Here is a 13,069-nt window from a genome sequence, read left to right as displayed (position 1 = left end):
AGGGTCAGGCGCCGACCCCGGCCAGGTAGGCCTCGACCCCGTCCGCCGTGTCGCCCGCCCAGCCCACACAGCCGTCCGGGCGGATCAGGAAGACGCCCGGGCCGTATGACTCCGGCGCCGCCGGCAGGCTCCGCACGCCGGCGACGGAGGTCTCCGCGCCCAGCAGGGTCCAGTGCGGTCCCCGGAACGCGTCGAAGAGGCGGACGCCGGACGCCGTGCCGTCCGGGGCGCGGTCGCCCGCCCGGACCCTGGCCGGGTTCCGCCGGGTCTCCACGCTCAGGGACGACTCCCGGTAGCCGAGCCCCAGTTGCACCGTCGCCGCTCCGCGGCGCACCTCACCGCGGTGCACGCCCGTCGACAGGTCCAGCACGGCCGCCGCGTTCGCCCGGCGCTCCTCCTCGTAGGTGTCCAGGAGGGAGTCCGGCGCCCCGCCGCGCAGCACCGCGTCCAGCTTCCAGCCCAGGTTGTAGGCGTCCTGGACGCCGGTGTTCAGGCCCTGGCCGCCGGCCGGGGAGTGGACGTGCGCCGCGTCGCCCGCGAGCAGGACCCGGCCCGCCCGGAACCGGTCCGCGAGGCCGGTGCGCGGCCGGAAGCCGGAGACCCAGCGCAGCTCCGTGACGTCCTCGGCGCCCAGGTGCGTGTACGCGGCCACCAGCGTGCGGACGCCGTCCAGGGACAGGTCGGGATCCGTGCCCTCCGCGAGGCGCGCCTGCAGCTGGAAGTCGGGCGTCCCGGCGAGCGGGCACAGGCCGACGCCGGTGCCGTCGGTCCTCATGAACGTGTGCCAGTGGCCGCGGTCCAGGCCCGTCAGCCGTACGTCCGCCACCAGGAACGGCGCGGGGTCGACGCTCTCCCCGGTCATGCCGACGCCCACGGCGCGCCGGACGGCCGACCGGCCCCCGTCGGCGGCGGCGACGTACCGGGCGCGGGCGGTCCTGCCGTCGGCGAACCGCACGGTCACGCCCTCCGCGTCCTGCCCGAGGCCGGTCACCTCGCGCCCGAAGGAGACGGTTCCGCCCAGCTCGGTCAGCCGGGCGTACAGCACCTCCTGCGTGCGCCACTGAGCGACCATCAGCGGCTCGGTGTACGGCGTGCCCTCGTCCGCCTCGATCGCGTCGAAGATCTGCTGCTCGCCGGCCCGCTCGCCGTCCTTCCAGATCATCCGGGCCGGGTACGGACCGCCGGCCGCCCGGATCGCCTCCAGGACGCCCAGGTCCTCGAAGACCTCCTGGGTGCGCGGCTGGAGCCCCTTGCCGCGCGAGCCGGGGAACAGGCCCTCGGCCCGCTCCACCACGAGGGCGTCCACCCCGCGCCGGGCGAGGTCGATGCCGAGGGCCAGACCCGTCGGACCCGCCCCCACGATCAGGACATCCATCATGATTCCCCTTAACGTCGTTAAGTGCCGCGCCCGTGAGCGTGCCCTTAACGCTGTTAAGCTGTCAAGTGTGAGCCCCGAGAAACGCGCCCCCCTGGACCGCCGACGCGTCGCCGGCACCGCGCTGCGCCTGCTGAACGAGGCCGGTCTGGACGGCCTGACCCTGCGTGCGATCGCCGGCGAGCTGGACGTCAAGGCACCCGCGCTGTACTGGCACTTCAAGGACAAGCAGGCGCTGCTGGACGAGATGGCGACGGAGATGTACCGGCGGATGGTCGCCGCGAACCCGCTCGATCCGGACGACAGCTGGCAGGAGCGACTGCTGAAGGCGAACCGCGGACTGCGGGCGGCCCTGCTCGGCTACCGCGACGGCGCCAAGGTCTTCAGCGGCTCACGTTTCACGGGCACCGAGCACGCCCCCGCCCTGGAGGCGAACCTCCGGCTGCTGGCCGACGCCGGGTTCACCCTCGCCCAGGCGGTCGACGCGGGGCGGACGGCCCACGCCTACACCATCGGCTTCGTCACCGAGGAACAGGGCGTGCGGCCCCTGCGGGGTGAGCGCCGGGAGGGGTACGACGTAGCGGAGCGGGCCCGCCGGCTGGCGGACTTCCCGCTCGCCGCGGCGGCCGGCGAGCTGCTCTTCGACGACTACGACCGCCAGTTCGAGGAAGGACTGGCGGTCGTGATCGCGGGGATCGGGGCGCGGTACGGGATCAGCCGGCCGGGATCCGCACCGGCTTGAGCGCCCGCTTCAGCCGCGGGCCGAACGGCCTCTCCACGAACCGGTGGATCAGCCACGCCAGCACCAGCATGCCGAGCACCGTGAGGACGAGCGTCGGCCACGCGGGCAGGCCGAGCCCCCGGCGCAGCACCCGGATGACGAACCAGCCCAGGTGCTCATGGACCAGATAGAACGGGTACGTCAGCGCGCCGGCCGTGACCAGCCAGGGCCAGGAGGCCCGCCGCGTCCAGCCCAGCGCCACGGCGGCGACGGCCCCGTAGGCGACGGTGACGATCAGGACGACGACGTACGGGTCGCGGTGCGGGTGCGGGCCCCACAGCCCGCTGGTGGCCTCGCTCTGGGCGAGCAGCCAGGACATCGCGACGACGCCCCACGCGAGCAGGTCGCTGCCGAAGCGGTGGATCAGGTACAGCGCCAGACCGCCGACGAAGAAGGGGGCGTACTCGGGCATGACCACCTGGTGGAGCAGTTCGTTGCCGGACGAGTGGCACAGGACGGCCGCCAGGGTCCAGACGCACGCGAACAGCACCACCCGGCGGTAGGTCACCCCGCGCAGGACGACGAGCAGCGCGAACAGCGCGTAGAAACGGACCTCGACCCAGAGCGTCCAGCACACGCCCAGCACCCGGGTCGCGCCCATCGGCTGCTGCAGCATCGTCAGGTTGACCAGGAACTCGTCCAGGCGGACCGCGCGGACGACGACCGGCAGCGCGAGGGACGCCGCGGTGACGAGGACCAGCGCGACCCAGTACGCCGGGTACAGGCGCGCGACCCGGGAGCGGAAGAAGTCACCGAGGCTGCGGCCCCAACTGCTCATGCAGATCACGAAACCGCTGATGACGAAGAAGAACTGGACTCCGAAGTTGCCGTAGACGGCAGCCCGGGACAGCGTCGGGAAGAGATGGGCCGGGCTCGCGTGCCAGGACGCGGAGACCGGGCCGCCCCGACCGGCGTAGTGGTAGAGGCAGACCATCAGCGCGGCGACGAGCCGCAGACCGTCCAGGGCGAGCAGACGGCTCCCGCGCCCGCGGGGGGACACCGGGGCGGCAGCCGTCCGGGGTATCAGCGGGCCGGGGGCGGCGGTGAGGCCGGGGGGTGCAGCAGCCATGTGCGCTTTCCTTCCTGAATCGGTTGTGGGGCCGGCTGCTGATGGCTCACCGGCCTGGTGCGGCCCGCTGCCCGGCCCTGCTAACCGCGTACACCCCGGCGCAGACTGCGCGCCTTGCGGGCCACCCGGCGGACCGTCGCGTTGCGCGGGATGAACGCCAGCTGGGCCGGCACCCCACCGGGGAGCGCCAGCGAGGTCAGCCGCCGGCGCTTGAAGTAGCGCGTGGTGTGGGCGTTCAGGTTCTTCGCGAGCCATCCCTCGGCCTCCGTGCGCAGCCCCGGGTAGATCTTCGGCTGCATCGCGAAGCCCACCGCGCGGATCAGCGCGGCCAGCGCCTCGACGTCCATCCCGGGACGCTGCTCGGTGACCGCGGCACGGTCGCCGAGGTCGGGCAGCAGCGCGTCCACGATGGTCACCGGGACCCGGTTGCTGTTCTCGTACGGCGTCAGCCCCTCCAGCAGCCCTTCGGTGCCGGTCCGGGCGACGGGGATGCCGTACAGCGCCTGTGCCGTGAGCAGGGCGGTGGAGAAGCAGCCGACGACCAGCGCGGGACGCATCCGCTGGTACAGCACCTCGGCGAGGACCGGCGTGTCGAGCACCGTCAGCTCGACCTTCAGCTTCTCCGCCGCCTGCTCCAGCGAGCGGGTGAAGCGGGCCGGGGCGGACGGGTGCGGCTTGAACACCACCTTGGCGTGGCCGAGCGCCGCCGCACCCTTCAGCATCCGCACATGCAGGTTCTCCTCCTGCTCGGCGGTGAGGATGTCCAGCGCCGACAGGTACTGGCCGAGCAGCAGCGCGGGCTCCTCGATCTCCGGCAACTCGGCGCCGAGGGGCGCAAGTTCGGTGAGCACCTTGGTGAAGGCCGCCGTCGGCACGATCTCGCCCGGCACGTCGAACTCGGTGAGCAGCAACGGCTTCAGACCCGGCACCAGGTCCAGGTGCAGCACCCGGTCCACGCGGGTGCCGACCAGCGGATCGATCTTGTTGCGGGTGGGGCCGTAGGACATCAGGCCGTCGGCGTAGACCGTCACCGGGGCGCCGGTGAAGATCTGCGCGAGTGCCAGGGAGGGATTGACCTGGATCGACTCGACCGCCAACTCCACGTCGTCCGTGCCCAGTTGCCACTCGTGACGCATGAACCGCTCCCAGAGCGGCAGATCGTCCCCGCGGGGCGCCCAGCCGCCCGGGTGGAACGGGACGATGGTCTCGTTGTACGAGATCACGTCGTCGAAGCGGTCACGCAGCTTCTCGAAGCCGGGCGCCTCGTCCAGCGCGGGCGTGGTCTCGGGCGTGGCCGCGTTGTTGCAGACCAGCAGGATCCGCCGGTCGGCCGGGCGGAAGCAGCCGGAGTCCAGGGCGGCGGCGAGCGTGGCCGTGCCGTACAGCGTCGACGCCTGGAAGATCTGGGTGGTCACGCGGCGGCCCCCGCGGGGGCGGGACGGCGGCGCAGCCGGCGCAGCTTGGTGGCGCGCTGGAGGTCCATGGAGTCCAGCGCGTCGTCCAGCACGTCCTGCGGCATGCGCCGCAGGGCCGCGGCACTCATGGATTTCAGTTTCTTCGCCACCGCGGGCTCGAACCTTTCGATGGATCCCAGATGATGGGAAATGATGGCGCAATAGGTACGGACGGCCTTCGGCAGCAGTTCGCCGGCATCCCGGTCCTGGGCGGTTTCCGCGATGACCTGATCGAACGCGCGAATGAAATCGAGCTGCCGGACATCACCGATCTGGGTGAGCGAGGAGGCGACTCCGCGCCGGTAGAACACACCGAGCAGACTCACCGCGGCGAAGGATTCCGCCTCCCGGTGCAGCTTCCAGATCCACGGCCGGTCCTCGGCCGTGCGCAGCCCGTCGGTGAAGTGCAGCAGCCCCTTGTCCACCAGCCGGCGGTGGTAGACGCCCGCCCACGCGTACGCGTAGTCGACGGACGTGGACCGGTCGGCGGGCAGGATCGCCTCCCGCGGGTCCAGCACCACGTTCCGCCGCCCGACGGGCACCCGGTTGATCGTGCGCGACCGCGCGGTGCACTGCACGTGATCGGTGCGGATGAAGTCGCAGCCGAGGTCCTCCATGGCGGAGACCAGCTGCGGGAAGTAGCCGGGGGCGAGCCAGTCGTCGCCGTCCAGGAAGGTCAGGTACTCGCCGCGCGCCCGGTCGATACCGGTGTTGCGGGCGGTCGCCAGCCCTCCGTTCTGCTCGTGCCGGACGTGGACGGCCCCGGGCAGCTCGCGCTCCGCGCGCGCGAGAATCTCTGGTGTCCCGTCGCGTGAACAGTCGTCGACGAGAATGAATTCGAAGTCGTCACGCGCGTTCGCCTTCAGGCTTCTGAGCGTGTCGGGCGCGTATTGCTGCACGTTGTAGAACGGCACGATGACGGAGAGCTTGACCACGGCTTGAACGTTAGGACGAAGCCCGTCATTCGTCTTGACCGCCTGCTTGATACTGGGTGAACGACACGTGGCGAAGCTGTGAACCGGGCCTTTTTCGCGTGCCCTCGCGGCCTGATTCGCCATTCGGCGATGTGCTGTTAACCGTTTGTTGCATTCAGGTTGGGCGGAACCTCGGAATGGCTTCCTAGCGTCTTCGGCGTGCCAGCAAGTGCTACGAAGTCCCTGCGGGTCGCCGTCCTCGCCGATTCCGACACCCGGTGGAAGTGGGGCGCGCTCACCGCGCAGCGCCTCGCCCCCGCCGATGCCGAGATCCGGCTCGACGGCTACCTCCTGCGGGGACGCGCCACCCCGACAGCCCGCCAGCTGAAGGAAGTCGGCGTCCAGGCGGACTCCCTGCGTGAGGTCACCGGCGTCGAGTTCCTGCGCGCCATGGACGACGCGTCGTACGACGTCCTCGTCCTGGCGCTGGTCGGCGGCGGGGTCCAGGCGATGCTGCACGGGCTGCGCGCCCTCTGGGCGGGCGCCGGCAGGCGCCCCGTCGTCGTCACCGGTTACGTCGGGGTCGTCTACGAGAAGCTCGCCGACGGGCTGCTGCTGCGGCACGGCGCGGACCTCGTCCTCGCCAACTCCCGCCACGACGCGGACCGTTTCCGCGCCGTGTACGAGGGCGTGGGCGCCGACGCCTCCTCGGTCACCGAGGTCGCGCTGCCCTTCCTCGGCGGGGCGCCGTACACCGGTGAACACGACCGTTACACCGTGGTGTTCGCGGCCCAGCCGTCCGTGCCCGACAGCCGCAAGGACCGTACGTACCTCCTCAACCGGCTCATCGAGCACGCCCGCAGGCACCCCGAGCGCGAGGTGCTGCTGAAGCTGCGCTCCAAGCCCGGCGAACACACCACCCACATCGAGGAGCTGCCGTACCAGAAGCTGGCGCAGGGCGAGGAGCTGCCCGCCAACTTCCGCCTGGTGTACGGCCACATGGGCGAGGTCCTGGACCGCACCGACCTGCTGGTCACCGTCAGCTCCACGGCCGCCCTGGAGGCCCTGCACCGCCGGGTCCCCACGGTGATCCTGACCGACCTGGGCGTGCGCGAGGTGCTCGGCAACCACCACTTCACCGGCTCCGGGTGCCTCGCCTCCTGGGACCAGCTCGACGCCGGACACCGGCCGGTGCCGGACGAGGAGTGGGTGGCCCGGCAGGGCGTGGCCGCCGACGGAACGTACGAGACGGCCTTCGACGCCGCCCGCGAGCGCATCGCCGAGCTGCTGGGCCGCCCAGGGGGGCTGCCGCCCCTGAACCCCTACTACACCCCCGAGACCGCGCCCGGCTACCTGCCCGGCATCCTCGCCCGGCACCACCTCGGCCCCGACGGCGTCCCGCTGCCCGGCGCGCCCGCCGCCGACAAGGAGCCAGGACCGGTCCGCCAGATCGTGCGCCGCGCCGCACGCGGCGCCTACCGCCACGGCGTGCAGCGGGTCGCCCCGGTGATCCGGCGGATGGGAGAGCTGTGACGACCCCCCAAGGCTTCCAAGGGACCATCCAAGGAGTTCCCATGTCCAACCCGGAAGCGGGCCAGGGCGCCTCGGTGCGCCGCGTGCTCGCGGTGATCCCCGCCCGCGGCGGCTCCAAGGGCGTGCCCGCGAAGAACCTCGCGCCCGTCGGCGGCGTCCCGCTGGTGGCCCGCGCGGTGCGCGAGTGCCGGGCGAGCCGGCTGGTGACCGACGTCGTCGTCTCCACCGACGACCAGGCCATCGCCGCCGCCGCCCGGGAGGCCGGCGCCGAGGTCGTGCTGCGGCCCGCCGCCATCGCCGGGGACACGGCGACCTCCGAGGCCGCGGTCCTGCACGCCATGGACGCCCATGAGGCGCTGCACGGCGCGGCGGTCGACGCGGTCCTGCTCGTGCAGTGCACCAGCCCGTTCATCGTCCGCGAGGACATAGACGGGGTCGCGTCGGCGGTGATCGAGCAGGGCGCGGACACAGCGCTGACGGTCGCGCCGTTCCACGGCTTCGTCTGGCGGGACGCGGTCGACGAGCTCGCCGCGCACAGCGAGCCCGCGGCCACCGGCGCGCCGGCCGGACCCGGCACGGCCCCGGTTGCCGCGGCGGCGGACGGCGGCCCCGCCGGTCCCGCGCCGACCGCCGGAGGCTACGGCGTCAACCACGACAAGTCGTACCGTCCGCGCCGCCAGGACCGCCCCCAGGACTTCCTGGAGACCGGCGCCGCCTACGCGATGGACGCGGCCGGCTTCCGCAAGCACCAGCACCGCTTCTTCGGCCGTACGGAACTCGTGCGTACCGACCCCGCGCGCGTGCTGGAGATCGACGACCCGCACGACCTCGCGCGCGCACGGGCGCTGGCCCCGTTGTTCGACGCGGACCGCCCCGGGTCGCTGCCGACCGCCGACGACATCGACGCGGTCGTACTGGACTTCGACGGCACCCAGACCGACGACCGGGTGCTGATCGACTCCGAAGGACGGGAGTTCGTCTCCGTGCACCGCGGCGACGGCCTCGGCATCGCGGCCCTGCGCAAGAGCGGCCTGAAGATGCTGATCCTGTCCACGGAACAGAACCCTGTGGTCGCCGCCCGCGCCCGGAAGCTGAAGCTTCCCGTGCTGCACGGCATCGACCGCAAGGACCTCGCGCTGAAGCAGTGGTGCGAGGAGCAGGGCATCGCGCCGGAGCGCGTGCTCTACGTCGGCAACGACGTCAACGACCTCCCCTGCTTCGCCCTCGTGGGCTGGCCCGTGGCGGTCGCGAGCGCCCACGACGTCGTGCGCGGCGCCGCACGCGCGGTCACCACCCTCCCCGGCGGTGACGGCGCGATCCGAGAGATCGCCAGCTGGATCCTCGGCCCCTCTCTCGATTCCCTCCCCAAGTAAGGACATCCCCCTGATGAGCACCAACTCCCGTCTGCGTACGTTTGGTTCGCGCGAGGTCGGCCCCGGCCGTCCCGTCTACATCTGCGGCGAGATCGGCATCAACCACAACGGTGAGCTGGAGAACGCCTTCAAGCTGATCGACGTGGCCGCCGAGGCCGGCTGCGACGCGGTCAAGTTCCAGAAGCGCACCCCGGAGATCTGCACCCCGCGCGACCAGTGGGACATCGAGCGCGACACCCCCTGGGGCCGGATGACCTACATCGACTACCGCCACCGCGTGGAGTTCGGCGAGGACGAGTACCGCCAGATCGACGAGTACTGCAAGGAGAAGGGGATCGACTGGTTCGCCTCCCCGTGGGACACCGAGGCCGTCGCCTTCTTGGAGAAGTTCGACGTCCCCGCCCACAAGGTGGCCAGCGCCTCCCTGACCGACGACGAGCTGCTGCGCGCGCTGCGCGCCACGGGTCGCTCGGTCATCCTCTCCACCGGCATGTCGACCCCGAAGCAGATCCGCCACGCGGTCGAGGTCCTCGGCTCCGACAACATCCTCATGTGCCACGCCACCTCGACCTACCCGGCGAAGGCCGACGAGCTGAACCTCCGCGTGATCAACACGCTGGAGAAGGAGTACCCGAACGTCCCGATCGGCTACTCAGGCCACGAGACCGGCCTGCAGACCACCCTCGCCGCGGTCGCGCTCGGGGCGACCTTCGTCGAGCGTCACATCACCCTCGACCGCGCCATGTGGGGCTCCGACCAGGCCGCCTCGGTGGAGCCGCAGGGTCTCACCCGCCTGGTGCGTGACACCCGCACGATCGAGGCCTCCCTGGGCGACGGCGTCAAGAAGGTCTACGACTCCGAGCTCGGCCCGATGAAGAAGCTGCGCCGCGTCGCCGGTGTCGTCGCCGAGGCGGAGATCGCGGCCGCGGCCGGCGAGCCCGTCACGGTCTGAACCCCGGCACCTTGAGCCCCTTACGACGGGACGGTCGCACGCCGATGAGCCCCCGCGCCGGTCACGCCGGCCACCCTCCCCGCACGCTCGCCTTCGTGGAGAGCCCGGTCCAGCTGCTGAACGTACTGGAGTGGGCGCACCTGCAGGGCCTGCGCGGTGCGGAGCCGGACCCGCTGCCCGGCACGGACCCGCTTCCGTCCGTGCCCGCGCAGGTACGGCGGACGGTGACCGGCGACACGCCACCGGCCGGCGCGGACCTCACGGTCGTCGTCCTGTCCCCGACCGACCCCATGACCCGGGGCCAGCTGCGCCGCATGGCGGACCTGGCCCGGGACGAGGGGTACCGGGTGCGCTGGGAGGAGGCGCGGGGCGGCCCGGCGGCCCCGTTCCAGACGATCGGCGGCCTGGCGGGGGCCCTGCGGCGCGCCGACCGGATCGTCATGGGCGATCCGTTCTCGCGGTACGTGCAGTTGCTGCTGACGATCACCCGTGCGAAGGACCTCGTGGTGGTCGACGACGGCACGGCGACGATGGAGTTCGTCGCCCAGCTGGCCCGGGGCGAGCGGCTGGTCCGCTGGCACCGCAAGGGCGGCCGCCCGGGCGTCAGGGACCTGCTGTTCGCCCCGGTGTCCTCCTCGGCCCGCCGCCGGCTGACGCCGAGCGCGCGCCGCAGGGTCGAGGTCTTCTCCTCGATGCCGGTGACCGAGACCCCGGACGGGGTGACGGTCACGGCCAACGACTTCTCCTGGACCCGGGCCCGCTTCGGTCCGCCGCGCATCACCAAGGGCGCGGACATGGTCGGCACGTCCCTGGTGGAGACGGGTGTCGTGGACGACGGGGCCTATCTGGAGGCGGTCCACCACCTGGCCAGGACCCACGGCGCGACGCGTTACTTCGCGCACCGGAGGGAGAGCACGGACAAACTCCACCGCCTGGCGGCGGAGACGGGCCTGGAGATCGTCCGACCCGACCTCCCCCTGGAGGTGATCGCCCGCCGGGGCCCGATCGGCCGTACGATCCTCAGCTTCCCGTCGACGGTCGTCCACACCCTGCCGCTGGCCCTCGCGGGCACGGGGGTGAAGGTGGCCGTGTGCGACATCGACCCGGCCTGGCTGACCCAGACCGCGTCCCCGCGGGCGCAGGGATTCCTGTCCGGGGTCACCGGCACGGCCCGGGACGTGCACCGGCTGGCGGCGGTCTCGAGCCTGGCCTAGCCGCGGGCCGGGGGCTCAGCCCACCGCCCGCTTCACGAGGGCCGCGATCCGCTCCTCCGCCTCGGGGGTCACCTCGGTGAGGGCGAAACCGGCCGCCCACATCGTGCCCTCGTCCAGCTTGGCCTGGTCGCTGAAGCCGAGGGTCGCGTAGCGCGACTTGAACTTCTCCGCGCTCTGGAAGAAACAGACGACCTTGCCGTCCAGCGCGTAGGCGGGCATGCCGTACCAGAGCTTCGCCGCGAGGTCCGGGGCGGTGGACGTGATCACGGCGTGGACGCGCTCGGCCATGATCCGGTCCGGGTCCCGCATCTCGGCGATCTTCGCGAGCACGTCCTGCTCGGCCTGCGCCGCCTTCTCCGCACGCGAGCTGCGCCGGGCCGCCGTCTTCAGCTCCCGGGCGTGCTCCTTCATCGCGGCCCGCTCCTCGGCCGTGAAACCCTCGTACGCGCTGCTGTCGGCGCCGGCCATGGCAGATTCCCCCTCGGATCTCGCTCCACGGATCTTGGTACGGGACTCTAGCGGGGGGCACCGACAACGGCACGAGGAACGGATCCCTCCGCCTACCCCGCCGTACCGTCGCCATCAGCGTGGCGTGGAACCGGAGTTGGGGGTACGGGTCGCGGGCCGGGGTCACCATCGCGGGGACAGGCCCACGGGCGCCGTGCCGGCCCGCGTGATCAGTTCGGCCAAGGCGGTGATCAGGGCGCGGTCCAGCGGGTGCCCGGCCACCGGAGCGGACCCTAGCGGCGCGCGGGCCGCGCTGGGGTCCGGTTCGTGGACACGGCGAGCGTGAGTGTGCCGAGGCGTGGTATCCGTGGAAGGAGGAAAGAAGGGTTTTACCCACCAGAGTCCGCCGCCATGCGTCCGCCGGTCAGATTTTCTTCCCCTAACGGGCTGAACTTTTGTTGATCGAGGGGTAGTTGACCAGCCGGGCGTCCTACCCTTCAGAGGGTGAAGCAATTGATGTCCCTAGAGTCCGAGGCCGGCCTCGCGGGGGATGTGCTCCCCGGCGTGCTGAGCGAAGCCCTGCACGCCGAACTCGTCGCCTTCCGTCGCGACTTGCACATGCACCCTGAGCTGGGCAATCAGGAGTTCCGTACGACCGCCGCGATCAAGGAGCGGCTGGAGCAGGCGGGGCTTCGCCCACGGGTGCTCGCCAAGGGGACCGGACTCGTGTGTGACATCGGGCTTGCGGAGGGTGAGCGGTCGTCCCTCCCGCTGCTCGCGCTGCGCGCGGACATCGACGCCCTGCCCATCCCGGACACCAAGGCCGACTGCCCGTACCGGTCGACCGTGCCCGACCGGGCGCACGCCTGTGGTCACGACGTGCACACGACCGTCGTACTCGGGACCGGCCTGGTCCTCGCCGACCTGCACGCCAAGGGGCTGCTGCCCCGGCCGGTACGGCTGCTCTTCCAGCCCGCCGAGGAGGTGCTGCCCGGCGGGGCCCTGGACGCCATCGAGGAGGGCGTGCTGAAGGGGGTCGGGCGGATCCTCGCCGTGCACTGCGACCCCCGGGTCGACGCCGGGAAGATCGGGCTGCGGCACGGCGCGATCACCAGTGCGTGCGACCGGCTGGAGATCGCCCTGGACGGCCCCGGTGGGCACACCGCGCGGCCGCATCTGACCACCGACCTGGTCACCGCCGCCGCCCGGGTCGCCGTCGACGTGCCCGCGCTGATCGCCCGCCGCGTCGACACCCGCGCGGGCCTGGCTCTCACCTGGGGCCGCATCGAGTCGGGCCACGCGCCGAACGTGATCCCGCAGCACGCCGAGCTGTCCGGGACCGTGCGCTGCCTGGACCTGGAGGCCTGGCGGGAGGCCCCGGACATCGTGCACGCGGCCATCGACGAGGTCGCCACCCTGCACCGGGCCAAGTCCGAGATCACCTACGTACGCGGGGTGCCGCCGGTCGTCAACGACCGCGAGTCCACCGAGCTGCTGCGCCGGGCCATGGTCGCGCGGCGCGGCCGGGACGCCGTGGAGAGCACCGAGCAGAGCCTCGGCGGCGAGGACTTCTCCTGGTACCTGGAACACGTGCCCGGCGCCATGGCCCGCCTCGGTGTGCGCCGGCCCGGCGAGCGCACGGTGCGCGATCTGCACCAGGGCGACTTCGACGCCGACGAGTCCGCGATCACGGTCGGCGTGGAGATGTTCACGGCGGCCGCCTTCCTGGAGCCGAACGGAGTACAGGGCTGAGCGGGCCGGACGGGGCACACGGCTGAGCGAGCCGAGCGGGACACGGGGCTGAAAACAGGCCCCCGGGGGGCGTGCGCCGAGGCCCGGGGGCCCTTCCCCTGACCGGCGCAACACGCTCGTAAGCCATTCGTGCACGGTGCGCAACAACGGCGTGAGAGGGCTGAGAGCCCGAGTTCAGATGCTGTTTGCCTCGAATCGATAACGG

The 13,069-nt window shown here is 72.1% G+C and carries 11 protein-coding genes; 6 read left to right on the top strand and 5 right to left on the bottom strand.

Features of this window, described 5'->3' with window-relative positions; all coding sequences use genetic code 11:
• Nucleotides 1-4: 4 nt before the first annotated feature.
• The gene (locus ACZ7HQ_RS36090) at nucleotides 5-1,381 is read right to left on the bottom strand and encodes an FAD-dependent monooxygenase (protein ID WP_470999421.1); all 1,377 of its coding nucleotides are present in this window, start codon (nucleotides 1,379-1,381) and stop codon (nucleotides 5-7) included.
• 64 nt (nucleotides 1,382-1,445) lie between these two features.
• Between ACZ7HQ_RS36090 and ACZ7HQ_RS36085 the strand changes: the two genes are divergently transcribed.
• Nucleotides 1,446-2,117, top strand: a complete 672-nt coding sequence (locus ACZ7HQ_RS36085) for a TetR/AcrR family transcriptional regulator C-terminal domain-containing protein (protein ID WP_470999265.1) — start codon at nucleotides 1,446-1,448, stop codon at nucleotides 2,115-2,117.
• On the opposite strand, the gene ACZ7HQ_RS36080 is transcribed toward ACZ7HQ_RS36085, so the two are convergent.
• From ACZ7HQ_RS36080 to ACZ7HQ_RS36070, 3 genes are all read right to left on the bottom strand, one after another.
• The gene (locus ACZ7HQ_RS36080) at nucleotides 2,089-3,225 is read right to left on the bottom strand and encodes an acyltransferase family protein (protein WP_470999263.1); all 1,137 of its coding nucleotides are present in this window, start codon (nucleotides 3,223-3,225) and stop codon (nucleotides 2,089-2,091) included. The genes ACZ7HQ_RS36085 and ACZ7HQ_RS36080 overlap by 29 nt on opposite strands.
• A gap of 80 nt (nucleotides 3,226-3,305) precedes the next feature.
• Nucleotides 3,306-4,640, bottom strand: coding sequence for an alpha-2,8-polysialyltransferase family protein (locus ACZ7HQ_RS36075; protein ID WP_470999261.1), 1,335 nt, complete (start codon nucleotides 4,638-4,640; stop codon nucleotides 3,306-3,308).
• Entirely contained in the window at nucleotides 4,637-5,614 is a 978-nt protein-coding gene (locus ACZ7HQ_RS36070) for a glycosyltransferase family 2 protein (RefSeq protein WP_470999419.1), read from the bottom strand. Before ACZ7HQ_RS36070 ends, ACZ7HQ_RS36075 begins: the two co-directional genes overlap by 4 nt.
• A 198-nt stretch (nucleotides 5,615-5,812) precedes the next feature.
• Here ACZ7HQ_RS36070 and ACZ7HQ_RS36065 point away from each other — a divergent pair, with 198 nt between their 5' ends.
• Genes ACZ7HQ_RS36065 through ACZ7HQ_RS36050 form a run of 4 tightly spaced genes read left to right on the top strand, consistent with a single transcriptional unit; the run spans nucleotide 5,813 to nucleotide 10,665 of the window.
• Complete coding sequence (locus ACZ7HQ_RS36065; RefSeq protein WP_470999259.1) at nucleotides 5,813-7,126, top strand: DUF6716 putative glycosyltransferase; 1,314 nt, start codon at nucleotides 5,813-5,815, stop codon at nucleotides 7,124-7,126.
• Between the two features lie 41 nt (nucleotides 7,127-7,167).
• Nucleotides 7,168-8,499, top strand: coding sequence for a cytidylyltransferase domain-containing protein (locus ACZ7HQ_RS36060; protein ID WP_470999257.1), 1,332 nt, complete (start codon nucleotides 7,168-7,170; stop codon nucleotides 8,497-8,499).
• Between the two features lie 13 nt (nucleotides 8,500-8,512).
• Nucleotides 8,513-9,451 carry an N-acetylneuraminate synthase family protein gene (locus ACZ7HQ_RS36055; RefSeq protein ID WP_470999255.1) on the top strand — a complete coding sequence of 313 codons (939 nt, stop codon included), beginning with the start codon at nucleotides 8,513-8,515 and terminating at the stop codon, nucleotides 9,449-9,451.
• A 44-nt stretch (nucleotides 9,452-9,495) separates the two neighbouring features.
• Complete coding sequence (locus ACZ7HQ_RS36050) at nucleotides 9,496-10,665, top strand: polysialyltransferase family glycosyltransferase (RefSeq protein WP_470999253.1); 1,170 nt, start codon at nucleotides 9,496-9,498, stop codon at nucleotides 10,663-10,665.
• Nucleotides 10,666-10,680: 15 nt separating this feature from the next.
• Here the strand turns inward: ACZ7HQ_RS36050 and ACZ7HQ_RS36045 are convergent, their stop codons facing one another.
• On the bottom strand, nucleotides 10,681-11,133 hold the full coding sequence (locus tag ACZ7HQ_RS36045; RefSeq protein WP_470999251.1) for an iron chaperone: 453 nt from the start codon (nucleotides 11,131-11,133) through the stop codon (nucleotides 10,681-10,683).
• 495 nt (nucleotides 11,134-11,628) lie between these two features.
• Between ACZ7HQ_RS36045 and ACZ7HQ_RS36040 the strand changes: the two genes are divergently transcribed.
• Nucleotides 11,629-12,864 (top strand): M20 family metallopeptidase, encoded by a 1,236-nt coding sequence (locus ACZ7HQ_RS36040; RefSeq protein WP_470999249.1) that lies wholly within the window; start codon nucleotides 11,629-11,631, stop codon nucleotides 12,862-12,864.
• The last annotated feature ends 205 nt before the right edge of the window (nucleotides 12,865-13,069 follow it).

The organism is Streptomyces sp. NPDC037290 (assembly GCF_055603245.1).
Note: the sequence above shows the minus strand (reverse complement) of the source record. Positions and strands in the feature narration are given on the sequence as shown.

What these genes read in the sequence shown, in the direction of transcription:
- ACZ7HQ_RS36055 (WP_470999255.1), top strand. Translation starts at nt 8,513, where the DNA reads ATGAGCACCAACTCCCGTCTGCGTACGTTTGGTTCGCGCGAGGTCGGC.
- ACZ7HQ_RS36050 (WP_470999253.1), top strand. Translation starts at nt 9,496, where the DNA reads ATGAGCCCCCGCGCCGGTCACGCCGGCCACCCTCCCCGCACGCTCGCC.
- ACZ7HQ_RS36045 (WP_470999251.1), bottom strand. Translation starts at nt 11,133, where the DNA reads ATGGCCGGCGCCGACAGCAGCGCGTACGAGGGTTTCACGGCCGAGGAG.
- ACZ7HQ_RS36040 (WP_470999249.1), top strand. Translation starts at nt 11,629, where the DNA reads ATGTCCCTAGAGTCCGAGGCCGGCCTCGCGGGGGATGTGCTCCCCGGC.
- ACZ7HQ_RS36060 (WP_470999257.1), top strand. Translation starts at nt 7,168, where the DNA reads ATGTCCAACCCGGAAGCGGGCCAGGGCGCCTCGGTGCGCCGCGTGCTC.
- ACZ7HQ_RS36080 (WP_470999263.1), bottom strand. Translation starts at nt 3,225, where the DNA reads ATGGCTGCTGCACCCCCCGGCCTCACCGCCGCCCCCGGCCCGCTGATA.